We start from the raw sequence: 16,581 nt of genomic DNA, 5'->3' as shown, positions 1-16,581 counted from the left end.
GTGCGCCGCGTCGGTCCATATGCCGACCCGGCCGTATGCCGACCCTGCCGTGCGCCGGGTCGGACCGTGCGCCGGGTCTGCCCGTGTCCCGGCCCGGACCGTGCGCCCGCGTCTGCCCGCGTGCCGCGTCGGTCAGACGCGGGCGAACAGCAGGTCGTGGACGACGTGCCCCTTGTCCAGACCCTGCCCCTCGAAGCGGGTCAGCGGCCGGAATGCGGGCCGCGGGGCGTAACCGCCGTCCGCCACGGTGTTCTCGAAGAGGGGGTGCGCGGTGAGGACGTCCAGCATCTGTTCCGCGTACGGCTCCCAGTCCGTCGCGCAGTGGATCACGGCTCCGGGCTTCAGCCGCTGGGCCACCAGGTCCAGGAACTCCGGCTGGATCAGCCGCCGCTTGTGGTGCCGCGCCTTGGGCCAGGGGTCGGGGAAGAACACCCGGAGTCCGTCGAGCGCGTCCGGCTTCAGCATCTCGCGCAGCAGGATCACCGCGTCACCGTTGGCCACCCGGATGTTGGTCAGGCCGTTCCGGTCCGCGAGACCGAGCAGATTGCCCTGGCCGGGGGTGTGCACATCGACGGCGAGGATGCCGGTGCCCGGATCGTCGGCCGCCATCTGCGCGGTGGCCTCGCCCATGCCGAAGCCGATCTCCAGGACGACGGGCAGCCCGTCGAACATCTCGGCCGGGTCCAGGACGCGGAGCCCGTCGATGTCCAGGCCCCACATGGGCCACAGCCGCTGGAGGGCGTCCTCCTGCCCGGTCGTGACCCGGCTGCGGCGCGGCTGGAAACTGCGGATCCGGCGCTCGTGGTGCGAGCCCGCCGGGTCGGCGGCGGGACCGCCGGGGAAGCGGGGCTCCTGGCGGAGCCTGCGCTGCCGCTCGAAGGAGGCGGCACGCCGGGCAGCGGCGTCGTCCGCGGTATCGGCCACATCGTTCGCACCGGGGGCATCGGCCACGTCGTTCGCGCCAGGGGCGCTAGCCACGTCGTCCGCACCGGTGGTACCGGGGGCACCGGGTGCGTCAGGGGCATCAGGAGTGGGGTTCACAGGCTGCTCAGACACAATGACCCGATTCTACGGCGGGCGGCTTCCACCCCGCGCCGCGAGCCCGCAGCAGTGCCCGGCGTGCCACCTCCCTGCCGATGGGCAGCGAGGCCGTGGCGGCGGGCGACGGGGCGTTCAGCACGTGCACGGTGTGCGGGGCCTCGCGGATCAGGAAGTCGTCCACCAGCGTGCCGTCCCGCAGGACCGCCTGGGCCCTGACCCCGGCGGGCGACGGCCGTAGATCGTCCTCGCTCACCTCGGGCAGCAGCCGCTGGACGGCCAGAGTGAACGCGCGCTTCGACAGCGAACGGTGCACCTCGCCCGCCCCGTACCGCCAGTGCCGTCGGGCTATCCGCCAGGAGCCCGGCCAGCTCAGCGTCTCCATCAGCTCACGGGGGCGCACGACCTGCCAGCCGTACCCCTCCCGGGCGAGGGCCGGCACCGCGTTGGGCCCGACGTGGACGGAGCCGTCGAAGCCCCGCGTCAGATGCACCCCGAGGAACGGGAACGCCGGGTCCGGCACCGGATAGACCAGCCCGCGCACCAGCTCCGGCCTGGCCAGCTCGTAGTACTCCCCCCGGAACGGCACGATCCGCACTCCCGGGTCGTCGCCCGCCAGCCGTGCCACCCGGTCGCAGTGCAGCCCCGCGCAGTTGACCAGCACCCGGGCCCGGACGACGAGGCCGTCCGCCGTTCGCACCGCGACACCCCAGGGGCGCCGGTCGATCGCGGTGACCTCCGCCCCGTACCGGATGAGGCCGCCGGCCGCGGTGACCTCCGTCGCGAGCCGTGCGGCGACCGCCTTGAAGTCGCACACCCCGGTCGTCCCGACCCTGATCGCCGCGAGTCCGCGCACATGGGGTTCGTACTCGGCGATCTGCGCCGGGCCCAGCTCCCGCACCGGCAGTCCGTGCTCCCGGCCGCGCTGCACCAGGCCGTGCAGCCGGGGCAGCTCGGACCGCTCGGTCGCGACGATCAGCTTGCCGGTCACCGCGTGCGCGATGCCGTGCTCCGTACAGAAGTCGACCATCTCGGCGGCGCCGCGCACCGCGTAGCGGGCCTTGAGGGAACCGGGGCGGTAGTAGACGCCGCTGTGGATCACCCCGCTGTTGCGCCCGGTCTGATGGCGGGCGGGGCCCCGTTCCTTCTCCAGCACCGTCACCCGGGTGCCCGGAGCGGACCGCGTGATCGCATACGCGGTCGACAGACCGACGATCCCGCCGCCGATCACCAGCACATCGCAGTCGTACGCCGCGTGCGTCATCATCACGCCACCTCCCACCCCGATAGTGCACTGACCCACTGACAACCGGCTCAAACCCGGGACGGGCAGGACGTGGCGCACATCCCGGCCCCGCGGACCCGGGGCGGGCGCCGGATCAGACCGGGGCCACCAGCAGCGGCCGGGCCCGTTCGCGCAGCTCAGCGACGCGCGGCTCGTCCCCGTACGGTTCGAGCCGGTGCAGCAGATCGCGTACGTACTCCGTGGTCCGCGCCGAGGAGATCCGGCCCGCCACCTCGACCGCCCGGGTCCCCGCCGCGCACGCCGCGTCCAGATTGCCCGACTCCAGCTCGGCCACCGCGGAGACGACGAGCCGCAGTCCGTGCGAGCGGACGAACTCCTCGGTCGGCTGGGACAGGGCCTGCTCGGTGAAGCGCCGCACCTGCCGGGGCGCCTTGAGGTCGCGGTAGCACTCGGCGGCGTCGGCCGCGAACCTGTCGTACGAGTAGAAGCCGAGCCACGACGGGTCGGCATCCCCCGCCCTGGACCGTTCCAGCCAGCCCTCGGCGGCCTTGAGCGCGGCCGCCGCGGCCGCCGCGTCCCCCGCCTTCGCGTGCGCCCGCGCCTCCACCAGCCGGAAGAAGCTCATGGTGCGGGCGGTGGCGAGCCCGCGGTTGCGTTCGACGGCGGCCTGCGCGAGGTCGACCCCTTCGTCGGCGAAGCCGCGGTAGGTCGCCTGGAGGGACATCGACACGAGCACATACCCGCCGAGCGGTACGTCGGCGGCGGCTCGGGCCAGGCGCAGGGCCTGGATGTAGTAGCGCTGGGCGGCTTCCTGCTGGCCGGTGTCGAAGGCCATCCACCCGGCCAGCCTGGTCAGTTCGGCCGAGGCGCCGAAGAGGGCGCGGCCCACCTCGTCGCTGTAGGAGCCGAGGAGCAGCGGTGCGGCGTCGACCCGTAAGCACTCCGGAACCATGGAGGAACGCCAGTCCCCGCCGCCGTACTTGGAGTCCCAGCGGCGCGCGTCCTGGGCCGCCTCGCGCAGCTTGGCCACATCGCTGTGGCCGACCCGCAGCGGCGAGGCGTCGGGCGCGGACTCCGGGCCGGGCTGCAGGGGCACGGACCCCTGCGCACCGTGTCCGATCAGTGCGCCGGGCATGCCCGGCGCGCCCGACGGGCCGAGTGCGCTCCGCAGGTTCTGAGCGCCGTGCGCGCCCTGCGCGCCCTGCGCGCCCTGCGCGCCCTGTGCGCCGAGGATGGCGACCCGGGCAGCCGCGGAGTCCCGCGCCACCGAGGGATCGGCGGGGGTTATCAGCCATCGGGAGGCAGGGGTCGCGTACGCGCTGACGGCGAACGACCCCGCCAGCGACTGCCAGATTCCGCCGCCGCCCCGCCGCCCGGCCAGATCCAGTCGGTACAGCTCGGTCGCCGACCGCACCGCTTCGCCCACGTCACGCGGGAAGGCGAGTCCGACCTCGGGCGCCGGGTCGGCGTCCGCGAGCCCGATCTCGTGCAGCGGGACCGGCCGGCCGAGCTTGGCGCCGATCGCCGCAGCGATGAGATGGGGCGCGGCGCCCTGCGGCACCATGCCCTTGGCGACCCACCGGGCCACCGAGGTCTTGTCGTAGCGAAGTGTCAGACCGCGCTGTGCTCCGAGGTCGTTGACCCGCCGGGCGAGCCCGGCGTTACTGATTCCCGCGAGGGCGAGAACCGTGCCGAGCTTCTCGTTCGGCCCGCGTTGCTCCCTGGACATGCGCCACCCCTCGACACACAGACAGCCGCCGCGACACCGAGGGCGGCGCGCGGCATTCGTGCCGATGCCTCCCCAGGTTCGAACCCCGTCACTCCGGCTGCACACGCATTTGGCCGAGCCCCGGGGAATATGCCGCCCTGCTGAGAACATCAGTAAACCCAGCGTAGTTCGCCGCATCCCTACCGTTAAGGGGCGAGCGTCCGGATGGCGGGATTGTTGTCCGTGCGGGCGGCCGGTGTTCGAATCCCGGGCGTGTGCCGGGCAGGGTCCGGCGTGCTCCTGTTGTGTGGCCGTGCGCCCGGCCGTGCGCTCTGGCCCGGCCCGCTCCGGGAGGGCTTCCATGGATGCTGCGTGGGTCGGCCCGCTGTACTGGACTCAGTGGGCTGGGGGATACTGCCGCCCCATTCCCCGCGGGCGGCGGACCGGTCCGGGAGGTGAGGCCCACCTCCCGGGCTGTGCGTGGAGCCGCTCGGCGCGGGGGGTGAAAGCGGACAATCGCCGGTTGCGGCGCGCGCCGAGAATGGCTGAATGACGACGCTGGGGTGATGCTCTGGTCAACGGTCCGACTATGGCCGGATTTCGACCGCTCGTGCGGGCGGTCAACCGGGCGGCCGGAACGCCGCACCGGCCATTCGGGGCTGACGCTTCGGCTCCACAACACCCGGAAGCCATCGTTCCGTTGTGGATACGCCGCCGCTCGCCCCCGGGAAGCGGTGCCGGGCCCTTGCCAGGGGCGCATGCCCTTCCGGCGTGCGCTGCCCGTACCCCCTCCCGTACGCCGTTGTCGTGGCAGCATGTCCCGCAGCGGTGTCCCGATTCTCCATGTGCGCCGCTTTGTCCACAGCCTGTGGAGGCGGCGATGCGTTGGTTGGTGGGGTGGAGCAGTATCGCCGCGAGTTTCGGCACCGTCGGCGCGGTCGGTGCCGGCGGGGAGGGGCGCACGGTCCAGCCCGTGGGCTCCCAACTCCTGTGGGGAGACCCCGATCCGCTCTGGGCCGTCGGTGACTGGCGCCCCGACGAGATCCGCGTCATCAACGCCGCGACCCCCGAAGGCGCCCCCACCGCGCGCCTCGCCGTCCTCGGCTGCTGCGGGGCCACCGACGAACAGCTGCGCGTCGGGCTGCTCTCCGCACGCGGCGGGGCGATGCGGCATCTCACCGCCTGGCCGGGCAGTTACACGGCCGTCGTGCAGATCGGCCGCCGGATCACCGTCGCGGGGGACCTGGCCGGAGCCCGGCCCGTTTTCCATACGCCCTGGGCCAACGGCACCGCCTACGCCACCGCGGCCCTTCCCCTCGCCGACCTCATCGAGGCCCAGCTGGACATCGGCCACCTGGCCGCCCTGCTCGCCTGCCCCGAGACACCGGAGGCGCTGGGCGACGGCACACCGTACGTCGGTGTGAAGCGGGTCCCGCCGGGACACGCGCTGATCCTGCGCGAGGGCTCGCGCGAGATCACCGGGTACGAGGCGGTGGCCTCGCTCGCCGTCGCGGCACCCCAGGCCGACCCGGTGCACGCCGTCGAGGGCGTACGGGACGCGCTCGTCGAAGCGGTACGCGCCCGGCTCACCGCCCCGCGCCACGCCCCGGAAACCCTGCCGCCGGACCCCGGACCGGTCCCCGGCATGGGACCCGCCGAACGCCGCGCGGCGCGCGGCGCACCCGTACCGGGCGTCGGCGCCGACCTCTCCGGAGGCAGCGCGTCCGCCACCCTCGCGCTGCTGGCCTCCGGACTGCCCGGACTGCCCGGCACCCTCCTCGGCCACGGCACGGGGGCGGGGGAGCGGCTGCTCGCGGTCACCTTCAACGACCTCACCACCCGCGGCCACGAGGACGAACTCGAACGCGCCCGGGCCATCGCCGCCAACCCGCGCCTGCACCATGTGGTGGTCGCGGCGGGCGAGGAGGCACTGCCGTACGCGGCGCTGGACAGCGGCCCGCTCACCGACGAACCGGCCCCCTCCCTGGTCGTCTCCGAGCGTCACCGCCGCCGGCTCGCCGCGGGCAGCGCCGACCACTTCGTCGGCCACGGCGCCCGGCAGGTGCTGGACGCGCACCCGGCCCGCCTCGCCGACCTGCTGATGGACCGGCGCAGACGCCACATCCTGCGCCCCGTGGTGGCCCTCACCAAGGCCGAAGGCCCCTCGGCGCGCTCCCTGTTCGTCCCGCTGACGCTCTACCGCGCGGCGCGGCGGCTGGCCCGTACGTCGTACCGCACCGGCCTGGAGACGGCGGCCGACCGGCTGCCCGACGCCAACCGTTACGCCCCCGACCTCGACACCCCGGCCGACGCCTCGCTCGCCGCCCTCGCCTGGTCGCGCCCCGGACCCGCGGCGCGCTGGCTGACGGGGGAGGCCCTGGCCGAAGTGGCGGTTCGTCTTCAGGAGGCGGCGATCCGGCCGACCTCCGTGCAGCGCCCGGGAGAGGCCCGCGCCCGCGCCGCCCTCGCCCGCAGCGCCGCCGACCACCGCATCCTGGAGCAGGCCGCCGAGGTCCGCAGCCAGCGCCTCCACGCCCCGTTCCTCGACAACCAGGTCGTCCGGGCCGCCCGCGCCCTTCCCGAATCCCTCCGCGTCCAACCAGGCGCACGGGCCGCGATCCTGCGCCGGGTCCTGGGCGGCGCGGGCATCCACGACCTCCCGCCCGGCTGGGGAGCCCCGTCCCAGGCCACCTCGGCCGTCGCCACCCGCACCGGTCTGCGCGCCGCGCTCCCCGAGCTGATGGCGCTGTTCGACGCCCCGCTGCTGGCGGACGCGGGCCTGGTCGAGGCACGCGTCGTACGCAAGGCCCTGCGCGCCGCCTCCGAGGGCGAACCCCTCCCGCTGGACGGGCTGGCCGACCTGGCCTCCACGGAACTCTGGCTCCGCCGCCTCCTCGCCCGCCGAGGCACCTGCTGGACGGGCACGGCGGCTCCACGCCAACGCGCGGTGGCGGGCGGAGTGGTCCCTTCCGGACGCACCCTCCAGCCGTGACCGTCCGCGGCCCGGTTCACCGGCGGCCGACGCTCCGGCTCACCGCTTCCGGCTCGGCGCCGCTCGGTCACCGTTCCCGGCCCGGCCCGTCCCGGTCACCGTTTCCGGCTGCCGCTGTCCGGTCACCGCTGCCGGTTCACCGGCAGCTGATCCTCGACTCCGCCCAGTTGGCCAGTCCCACGCCGCCGAGCGGCGACTGCGCCTCCACGACCAGCCGGATCGACGACTGACCGCCGATGCCCACGCTCACCGGAACGGCGGGCTCGCCGCCCTCCATGACCGGGGACTGCCAGAGCCGGACACCGGCCCCGTCGAAGACGGAGAAACGCACGGAGCCGAGCCCCATCGTCAGATCGTCGATGCCGACCTTCGCCTCGTAGCGGGTGCACTCCCGGTTCAGCTGGATGGTGACCGATGAATTGGCGTGCACCGTCACCCCGGGCGCGTACGAGGTGGACGCGATCGACACCTGGGAGCGCTGCCAGAGCCAGCTGCTGTCGCCGAACACCACCTCGGGCTCGGTGTGGTCCCCGAGCAGGGTGTAGCCGAGTTCGCTGACCTGGTAGACGGTCGGGGCGGGTGGCGGCGGCTTCGGGCTGGGCGGAGGCGTGGGCTTCGGCGCGGGCGGCTTCGGCGCCGGGGGCGTGGGTTTCGGTGTGGGCTTGGGCGTGGCTTTCGGCGTAGGTATGGGCGTAGGTGTGGGCGTGGGCTTCGGCTTCGGTTCGGGCGGCGGAGCCGGTGCCGGCGGCGCGGGCGCCGCCGGAGGCTTCGGCTTCGGCGGCGGTGCGGGAGCCGGCACCGCGGGCGCCACCGCGGGCGGCTTGGCGACGGGCTTCGGTTCCGGCCGGTCGTCGCCGACCAGCGCCCACACCAGTCCGGCGGCGGCCGCCACGGCCACCGTCGCGGCGATCCCGGCCTTCACCGGAGCCCCGAGCCCTTCCGCGGCGGCACCACCGGCCGCACCTCCGGACGCGCCTCCGCCGGTCGCCGCGGCGGCGGCCCCGGCGCCCGCGGCTCCCGCCACGCCGCCCGCGACGATGCCCGCGGCCTTGAGCGAGTACCCGGCGGCGAACCACCCGATGACCGCGACCGGGAGCAGCGCCGGAATCCCGGCGTTCACATGGTCCAGCTCGCCCACCGCGACCCGGCACCGCGCGCACTCGTCCAGGTGCTTGCGCAGCCCGCGCTCGGCCCGCATCCGCAGACCGCCCCGGGCATAGGCGCCGAGCCGGTCGGCGTACTGGGCGCAGTCGCCGCCCGTCGTGAGCGCTTGGCTCACATGGGCCTGCAAATACGCCTGCTTGAGTCCCTCACGGGCCCGGCTGGCCAGAACGGCCGTGGCGTTGGCGGTCAGACCGAACAGCGGGGCGATCTCGCTCGGCGACTCCTCCTCCACGGTGGTGTGCCACAGCACCGCCTGCCAGCGCTCCGGCAGACTGCGGAACGCCTGCATGGCCATCGTCTGTTCGGCCTCGTGCATCGCCATCACGTCGGCGCCGAGGTCGAGGGTGTCGTCGTCCGACAGCTCGGAGGTACGCGACGCCTGCGCGGCGAACACCGCGAAGTCATCGACCAGATGCTCCCGCTTCGCGCTCTTCGTCCAGGCGGCGGCGACATGGCGGACAGCGGTCATGAGGTAGGCCCGAACCGCTTCCTGCGGCCCCTTGCCACCGCGTACCGCCTGCAGCGTCCGTGCGAAGACCTCCGCCGTCAGGTCGTCGGCGGTGTGCCCGTCCCGGCAACAGCTGCGGGCGTAGCGGCGCACCGCGCCCGAGTGCCGCCGGAACAGCTCCTCGTACGCGCCGTCGTCACCGGCCCGCATGCCCTGGATCAGCTGGACGTCGGACAGCCCGAGGTCGGCGGCACCGCCGCGGCCCTCCCGCTGCGACGGAACGGCGATCCCGGCACTGCCCGCCGGGCCGGTGGAGGAGGAGTCGGAGGAGTCGGGGGAGGACAGGCCGTCGGCGGACGGGGCGCTGTCGACCGGCGCGGGCCACGGGCCGGGCAGCACGGTGCCGCCCTCGGCATCATCGTCCGACCGTACGCGTCCGGCCTGACTCGGCACCTGCCCCGAGGGCAGCCCACCGGTCTCCGTCCCCGTGCCTCCGCTCGCGGCAGCGATCCCGTCGAGCGGTTCTTCCTGTTGCCCGTCACCGCTCACAGCGGAAGCCCCCGTATGCACCCTTCGGACCCGAACACCGGGCAAGAGTGCCACACGGCCCCATGGCCATGAACGGTCAGCCCTGCCAACCACTCATCCGGGGCGTTTTTCCGAATGGGAGCACTAGCCATCCCTCATTCGGGGAATGCTTCTCGGCGATCTTCAGCCGCCGGGTGCCGGTCCACCGGGTGCCGGTCCACCGGAGCGGGGCCGCCGCACGGTCCGTCCCGCCCGTGCCCGGCCGACCGAAGCCGACCGACCGGGCCGAACAGACACCGACCGCGCAGGAACCGTCACGCAGGAAACCGTCACGCGGACACGGTCACGCAGACACGGTCACGCGGGGCGGGACCGCAGCCCCTCCAGCAGAATGTCCAGCAGCCGTGTCGAAGCGGCTGCCTGCTGAGCGGCGTCGGGCAGCGAAGGCGCGGCCGTGGCGATGACCAGGAGCACGTCGGCCACCGTCACATCACCGCGCAGCTCACCCGACTCCCGCGCACGGTTCACCAGTCGGCCCACGATCTCCAACAGCTCGGCCGCTCCCGAATCGTCGTCGTCCAGACCGTCCACGGCCGCGGAGCGCTGCGGGACCACCCGGAGATCGGGCTGGCCCAGGCTCTGCCGCTGCTGCGGAACACGCGTCTCGTCGCCGATGTCGCCGGAGACCGGACCCACCGCCGCGCCGGGCTCGTCCGCGGCGGCCCCGACCCGCAGCACCTGCGGCGGCAGCAGCCGTCCCGCACCCGACGCCACGGATGTCCGCAGGAAGCGGGAGAGCGCGGACCAGGGCTCGTCCTCCTGCCCCAGGGCCGTCCGCGCCTGCTCGGTCAGCCGGGCGGTCTCCTCCTCGGCTATCCGCCGTACCAGCACGTCCTTGCTCGGGAACCGCCGGTAGACGGTGCCGACCCCGACCCTGGCGCGGCGTGCCACGTCTTCCATCGGAGCGCCGTACCCCAGTTCGCCGAACACTTCACGTGCGGCTCGCAGGACATGTTCCAGGTTGCGCTGTGCGTCCACGCGGAGCGGCGCCGAACGCGGCGTGCCCCCGTTGCCTCCGGCCGACGGAACGGTCACGGCCGATCCGACCGGTCCCACCGCCCCGAGCGGTGCCGCCGAACCTATGGTTCCGACCGCCCCCACCGAGCTCAGCCGCCCGTTGCCCTCGGACGAGGACGAGACAGCAGCCTGCCAATGCGAATCCTGAATGTGCATAACTTCCCCCGGTTATGACGTCTCCCCCCGGAGACTTCCCCGCCGTGTCGGTCGGGGAGCGGATCACAACCTAGTCCGAACCCGACACCCCGACGGGTTACGAACATAGTTGAGCCCGGGTCAATTCAGAAGGGGGTAGTTCCGCACGGAGCGCCCCCCGATCGGAGCAAGGGCCGGTTGGTTCCCGATTCCACCCCATCCCCTCGTGCCTCCCGCAAGGTCTGACCTGCGCAACTGCACCTTTCCGCGGTGTGTGGTCCCCGATGGGCCGTCAGGATCCTCCGGTCACACAATTTGCCGGGGCTGTGGACAAACCCCCGACTCCGTTGCGTCATGGGGTGGTGATGGCTCCAGATTTCCGGGGGACGACCCCCGGCACCCGGCCAAGTGTGCGCATTCTCGTCGTCGGCGGCGGCTACGTCGGGATGTACACAGCGCTGCGTCTCCAGCGGAAGCTGAAGCAGAGACTCAAGAGCGGAGACGCCGAGATCGTTGTCGTCACGCCCGAGCCGTACATGACCTACCAGCCGTTTCTTCCCGAAGCGGCCGCGGGCTCGATCTCACCGCGCCATGTGGTCGTGCCGCTCCGCCGCGTCCTCGGCCAGTGCAAGATCGTCATCGGTGAGGCGCAGCGCATCGACCACGCCAAACGGATTGCGACCGTCACCACCCTCGCCACCGGCGAGGAGGGCACCGGTGCCGTGGAGATCCGTTACGACGAGATCGTCATCGCCCCCGGCTCCGTATCGCGCACCCTCCCGGTCCCCGGGCTCGCGGAGTTCGGCATCGGCTTCAAGACCGTCGAGGAAGCCATCGGCCTGCGCAACCACGTCATCGAGCAGATGGACATCGCCTCCGCCACGCGCGACCCCGCCATCCGCGACGCCGCCCTGACGTTCGTCTTCGTCGGCGGCGGCTACGCGGGCGTCGAGGCGCTGGCCGAGCTGGAGGACATGGCCCGCTACACCTCGCGGTACTACCACAACATCAAGGCCACGGACCTCAAATGGATCCTGGTCGAGGCGTCCGGACGCATCCTTCCCGAGGTCGGCGAGGCAATGGGCACGTACGCCGTCCGGGAGCTGCGCGGCCGGAACATCGACGTACGCCTGGAAACCCGCCTGGACACCTGCGTGGACCGCGTCGCCGTCCTCAGCGACGGCTCCCGCTTCCCGACCCGCACGCTCGTGTGGACCGCGGGCGTCAAACCGGCACCGCTCCTGGCCGCCACCGACCTGCCGCTCACCGAGCGCGGCCGGCTCCGGTGCACCGCCACGCTCGGTATCGAGGGCAACGAGCACGCCTGGGCGGCGGGCGACGCCGCCGCCGTACCCGACCTGACCGCGGCCGAACCGGGTACGGAGACCGCGCCCAACGCCCAGCACGCGGTCCGCCAGGCGAAGACCCTCGCCGAGAACGTCCTCGCGTCCATCGACGGCCGGCCGCTCACGGAGTACCGGCACGCGTACGCGGGATCGGTCGCCTCGCTCGGTCTGCACAAGGGCGTCGCCCACGTCTACGGTCGCCAGCTCAAGGGCTACCCGGCCTGGCTGATGCACCGTACGTACCACCTCAGCCGAGTCCCCACGTTCAACCGGAAGGCACGCGTCCTTGCTGAATGGACCCTGGCGGGACTCTTCAAGAGGGAGATCGTCTCCCTCGGCTCCCTGGAACACCCACGCGCCGAGTTCGCCCTCGCGGCGGGCGACCCCGGAAACCGTCCGGGCCCCGGAAACCACCCGGCCCCCGGAAACCGTCAGGCACCCGGTAGCACCCCGCCCCACGGAAGCGACCCTTCCCAAGGCGACGGACCGCCGAAGACATCCGGCTGAACGGCGGCTGTCAGTACGGTCGGTCACACTGGACGTGTGACCATAGGTGGGCCCACGCCTGCACAGAGTGACCCGGCCGACAGTGACCAACAGTGCCCAGCCGCGACGCACCAGCAGCATGACGAGGCCCGGCTGCGCCTTCCCGGGGTCCGGCCCCCGGCGCCCCGACCCGGCAGAAGAAGCAGCCCGCCCGAGCGGACCAGACCGACACACGAGGCCAGAGATTCCGTGAACTTCACGCGTTGGAGCGCCCGCCTTCCCGGAACGCAGCGTCGCGCCGCCGCGCGGGACGACCGCAGTTCCGTACCCGCGGCGCGAGCCGAGTACGCCCGGCCGGAGAGCCCGCCCGCCCCACCGGACGGCGAGCCCACCTCGCCCTCCCCTTCACCCGCCGAGGTCACACCCGCACCGGAACCGGCACCGGCGGTCGCCCCCGGCCTCGACGACCTTTCGGCCCGCGAGATCCTCGGCACGCTTCCCGCGCCCGTCGCCCTGCTCCACGGCCCCGACCACCGCATCGCCTACGTCAACGACGCCTACGAGGCCGTCTTCGGCCCCCGCCCGTCCGGCGTCCCCGCCGCCGAGGCCATGCCGGAGCTCGCGGAGCTCAGCGTCCTCCCGCTGATGGACCAGGTCTTCCGCAGTGGCACGCCCCGCACGGTCAAGTCCCGCAAGACCGCCGACGGCGGCTCGTACACCGTGACCTGCACCCCCGTGGCCGCGAGGGACGACGCGAGCGAAGAAGAAGGCACAGCGAAGGGGAGGGCGAAGGCGAAACCCAGGGACAAGGAGAAGGACAGGAAGGGCGCGGGCAAGGGTGTGGGAGGCGTCCTCGTGTACGCCGCCGATGTCACCGACCACGCCGAAGCCGCCGAACGGCTCCGCACCAGCGAGCGCCGGCACCGCGAAACGGCCGTCACGCTCCAGCGCTCCCTGCTCCCGCAGGAGCTGGAGCAGCCCGATGACCTGCGGATCGCCGCCACCTATCAGCCCGGCGGCACGGACGCGGCCGTCGGCGGCGACTGGTACGACGTCATCACCCTGGGCGCGGGCCGCACCGCTCTGGTGATCGGGGACGTGATGGGCCGGGGGGTCCGCGCCGCCGCCGTCATGGGACAGCTGCGCACCGCCGTGCGGGCGTACGCACGGCTGGACCTGCCGCCCCACGAGGTGCTCCAGCTCCTCGACGGACTCGCCGCCGAGATCGACGCCAGCCAGATCGCGACCTGCGTCTACGCGGTCCACGACCCGAACGAGGGCCTGCTCGTCTACTCCTCCGCGGGCCACCTCCCGATCCTCGTGCGCGACGAGGAAGGCACGGTCCACCGGGCCGCGGACCCCACCGGACCGCCGCTGGGCACCGGTGGCTGGGTGCACACCTCGGGCACGATCCCGCTGCCGCCCGGCTCCACCGCCGTCCTCTACACGGACGGCCTGGTCGAACGGCGCAGCGAGGACATCGACGAGGGAGTGGCCTCCCTGGCACGTGCGCTGTCCGGCGCCAAGGGCTCGCCGCAGGTGGTGTGCGACCGGCTGATCCGTTCCCTCGGGGTGACCGCCGAACACGACGACGACGTGGCGGTCCTGGTGGTCCAGCACCCCGCCCGCACGGGGTCGAACGCGGAGCTGTTCCACAACGCGTCGCTCGATCTGCTCGGCGGCATAGAAGCGGCGCCGCGCGCCCGCGCCTTCGCCACCGGCGTCCTGACGTCCTGGCGCTTCCCGGTCGAACTGTGCGACCTGGGGGTCCTCGCCGCGAGCGAGCTCGTGGCGAATTCGCTCCAGCACGGCACCCCGCCGATGCGCCTGGGGCTGCGCCGCACGGACCGCCGCCTGATCATCGAAGTGGCGGACGGTGACGACCACCTGCCGCGCCGCCGCCGCGCCGAACCGGCGGACGAGGCGGGACGCGGCATCTCGATCGTCGCGACGATCGCCTCGTCATGGGGCAGCCGGCGCACCCCGGGCGGCGGCAAGGCCGTCTGGTGCGAGTTCGCGCTGCCTCAGTGAGCGGCGGCGCGTGCCGCCGCGGGCTCGGTCTCCGGTACGGAGACGGCGACCACCCGCGACGGCACCGCCGCGAGCGACGGCTGATCCTGGAGGGGGGTGAGCCGACGGCCCAGCCGCAGCGCCAGCACGGTGATACCCAGGGAGAACAGCACGAACGTCACGATGTACGGACCGTGCAGCGCCGCCCCCATCGGCCCGCCCACGGCCGGACCGACCGCCAGCGCGAGCTGCTTGCACAGGGCGAACGCGGAGTTGTACTGACCGACCATCGACTCGGGCGCCAGATCGGCGACCAGCGGAGCCACGGTCGGCGACAGCATCGCCTCGCCCAGCCCGAACAGGGCGTACGTCGAGATGAACGCGGCCGTCGCCATGGTCTGGCTCCCGTGCCCGAGCCCCGCGTATCCCGCCACGATCCAGGCGAACGCCCAGATGAGGCCGACCCACGCGATCACCCGGCTGCGCCGCCGCCGCTCGACGAGCCGCAGGACGACGAACTGCGCCACGACGATGACGGCGGTGTTGGCGGCCAGCGCGATCCCCAGCGTCGACGGCTGGATCCCGGCGGCCTCGGTCCCGTACGCCGCCAGCCCGGACTCGAACTGTCCGTAGCAGGCGAAGAACAGCACGAAGCCCATCACGCACAGCTGCACCATGGCCCGGTGCGAGAGCAGCGCCCGCAGCCCGCCCTTCGCCGCGGCCCCGTCGCTCGGCCTGGCGCCGGAGAGGGAAGCGCGGGGCATCCGCACGCTTCCCGCGACGACGCCGAGCACGATGAACATCACGGCCTCGATCAGGAACAGCAGCGTGAAGCTCGCCGGCCTGCTCGTGTCGACGATCTGCCCGCCGACGAGTCCGCCGAGGCCGAGCCCCAGGTTCTGCAGGAAGAACTGCGTGGCGAAGGCCCGTGTACGGGTGGCGGTGCTGGAGCACCACACCAGCATGGTGGCGAGGGCCGGCTGCATGACCGCCGTGCCCGCACCGAGGACCGCGGCCGACAGGACAGCGGTCGTCACACTGCTCGAAAAGCCCAGCGCCGCGGCCCCCACGGAGGCCACACCGGAGGCGACGACCAGCACGGGCAGCGGCCCGCGCCGGTCGATGACCCGACCGGTGAACGGCAGTACGGCCAGCGCTGCCATGGCGAAGACCGCCAGTACGACCCCCGCCGTACCGGCACCCAGATCCCGCACCTGCGCCACATAGACGTACAGATACGGGACGGTGAACCCGAGGCCGAACGCGCTCAGCGCGCTCCCCACCTGGATTCGCCGCAGCGCTGCGCCCATCTCCCTGGTCACACTCACCTACCTCAAGATCTTGAAGGAATCAGACTCGAAGACTTTAGCACTAAAATTAGAACCTTAACAATACAGATAGAAGGACTTCGATGGCGATGAAGGGCGTGCCATACTGCCCGCCATGTCTGACACCACCGAGCAGCCCGGCCTCCACGAGCCGAGCCTCGACGAGCAGATCGCCGCCTACCAGCGCGAATTCCGCGACCTGGACCTCCAGGTCGAACAGGTCGTCTCGGCCCTCGGCCGCCTCAACCGGCGCATGAACGTCGCGTACGGGAGACAGCTCGCCGCCCTCGGCATCAGCAATGCCGAGTGGGAGGTCCTCAAAACCCTCGTCCTGGCCGGCACCCCCTACCGGCTGGGCCCCGGTGAACTCGCGAAGCGCCTCGGCCTCACCCCGGCGGCCATGACCCACCGGATCGACCGCATGGCCGGCGAGGGCCTGGTCACGAGGGACAGGGACGAGAACAACCGCGTCCGCGTCATCGTCGAACTGACCGACGAGGGTCGTACGAAGTGGCTTGAGGCGATGCGTATGGCGAGCGACTTCGAGGAGGACCTTCTCCAGGACCTCTCCGGCGACGAGCGCGGAGTCCTCGGCGAGATGCTGATCAGGCTGCTGCGCCGCGTGGAGCACGCCCAGCCGGACGCGGGCGGCCGGCTCACCGACCTGGACTGACCCCTTCTGAGGCCGCCACCGAAGGGGCTCCGAGGGGTCTCCGGCGAGGCGCTGAAGAGGGGCTCCGGGCGGCCCCACGGCGGGGTTGACACAGTCCCGCCCGATCCGTAAGGTTCTTCGAGTTGTCACGGGGCCGGAACGGTTCTGTGACAGCCGATCCCGCCGCGAACGCGGCAACCAAAACTCAGCACGATCTCCCACCGGGGAGAATTTCGGCATGCCGGAATTCATTTCGAGGCTCGATTATGAGCCGCCGGGAGAATCCGCTAGAGTTTGAGCGTCGGAACGGCCCAACAGCCGGGAAGACAAGCCCCGCTGACTGGGAATCAGGCCCGAAAGGATCTGATAGAGTCGGACTCGCCGGAAAGGGAAACGCGAAAGCGAAGAACTGGAAAGCGAAAA

At 72.7% G+C, this 16,581-nt stretch carries 10 protein-coding genes; 4 read left to right on the top strand and 6 right to left on the bottom strand.

Going from position 1 to position 16,581, the window contains the following annotated elements; all coding sequences use genetic code 11:
- Positions 1-132: 132 nt before the first annotated feature.
- From trmB to A6A29_RS21325, 3 genes are all read right to left on the bottom strand, one after another.
- Positions 133-1,056 (bottom strand): tRNA (guanosine(46)-N7)-methyltransferase TrmB, encoded by a 924-nt coding sequence (gene trmB, locus A6A29_RS21335; RefSeq protein ID WP_073722030.1) that lies wholly within the window; start codon positions 1,054-1,056, stop codon positions 133-135.
- Positions 1,049-2,305, bottom strand: coding sequence for an L-2-hydroxyglutarate oxidase (lhgO, locus tag A6A29_RS21330; protein WP_073722029.1), 1,257 nt, complete (start codon positions 2,303-2,305; stop codon positions 1,049-1,051). Before lhgO ends, trmB begins: the two co-directional genes overlap by 8 nt.
- A 112-nt stretch (positions 2,306-2,417) precedes the next feature.
- Entirely contained in the window at positions 2,418-4,013 is a 1,596-nt protein-coding gene (locus tag A6A29_RS21325; protein ID WP_073722028.1) for a sporulation protein, read from the bottom strand.
- An 859-nt stretch (positions 4,014-4,872) separates the two neighbouring features.
- Here A6A29_RS21325 and A6A29_RS21320 point away from each other — a divergent pair.
- Positions 4,873-6,984 (top strand): asparagine synthase-related protein, encoded by a 2,112-nt coding sequence (locus tag A6A29_RS21320; protein ID WP_107468277.1) that lies wholly within the window; start codon positions 4,873-4,875, stop codon positions 6,982-6,984.
- Between the two features lie 136 nt (positions 6,985-7,120).
- Here the strand turns inward: A6A29_RS21320 and A6A29_RS21315 are convergent, their stop codons facing one another.
- Positions 7,121-9,145 carry a sigma-70 family RNA polymerase sigma factor gene (locus tag A6A29_RS21315; protein ID WP_073722026.1) on the bottom strand — a complete coding sequence of 675 codons (2,025 nt, stop codon included), beginning with the start codon at positions 9,143-9,145 and terminating at the stop codon, positions 7,121-7,123.
- A gap of 336 nt (positions 9,146-9,481) precedes the next feature.
- On the bottom strand, positions 9,482-10,357 hold the full coding sequence (locus tag A6A29_RS21310; RefSeq protein WP_073722025.1) for a TetR/AcrR family transcriptional regulator: 876 nt from the start codon (positions 10,355-10,357) through the stop codon (positions 9,482-9,484).
- Positions 10,358-10,701: 344 nt separating this feature from the next.
- Here A6A29_RS21310 and A6A29_RS21305 point away from each other — a divergent pair, with 344 nt between their 5' ends.
- A complete protein-coding gene (locus A6A29_RS21305; RefSeq protein ID WP_241838589.1) occupies positions 10,702-12,189 on the top strand; it encodes an NAD(P)/FAD-dependent oxidoreductase in 1,488 nt (495 codons plus the stop codon).
- A 228-nt stretch (positions 12,190-12,417) separates the two neighbouring features.
- Positions 12,418-14,199 (top strand): ATP-binding SpoIIE family protein phosphatase, encoded by a 1,782-nt coding sequence (locus A6A29_RS21300; RefSeq protein ID WP_073722023.1) that lies wholly within the window; start codon positions 12,418-12,420, stop codon positions 14,197-14,199.
- On the opposite strand, the gene A6A29_RS21295 is transcribed toward A6A29_RS21300, so the two are convergent.
- On the bottom strand, positions 14,193-15,488 hold the full coding sequence (locus A6A29_RS21295; protein WP_073722022.1) for an MFS transporter: 1,296 nt from the start codon (positions 15,486-15,488) through the stop codon (positions 14,193-14,195). The two genes, A6A29_RS21300 and A6A29_RS21295, sit on opposite strands and share 7 nt — an antisense overlap.
- 133 nt (positions 15,489-15,621) lie before the next feature.
- Here A6A29_RS21295 and A6A29_RS21290 point away from each other — a divergent pair, with 133 nt between their 5' ends.
- The gene (locus A6A29_RS21290) at positions 15,622-16,179 is read left to right on the top strand and encodes a MarR family winged helix-turn-helix transcriptional regulator (protein ID WP_073722021.1); all 558 of its coding nucleotides are present in this window, start codon (positions 15,622-15,624) and stop codon (positions 16,177-16,179) included.
- The last annotated feature ends 402 nt before the right edge of the window (positions 16,180-16,581 follow it).

The sequence above is a fragment of the Streptomyces sp. TSRI0281 genome, assembly GCF_001905125.1.
GTDB lineage: Bacteria > Actinomycetota > Actinomycetes > Streptomycetales > Streptomycetaceae > Streptomyces.
The sequence above is the reverse complement of the archived record's forward strand: the minus strand, read 5'-3'. Positions and strand labels throughout refer to the sequence as shown.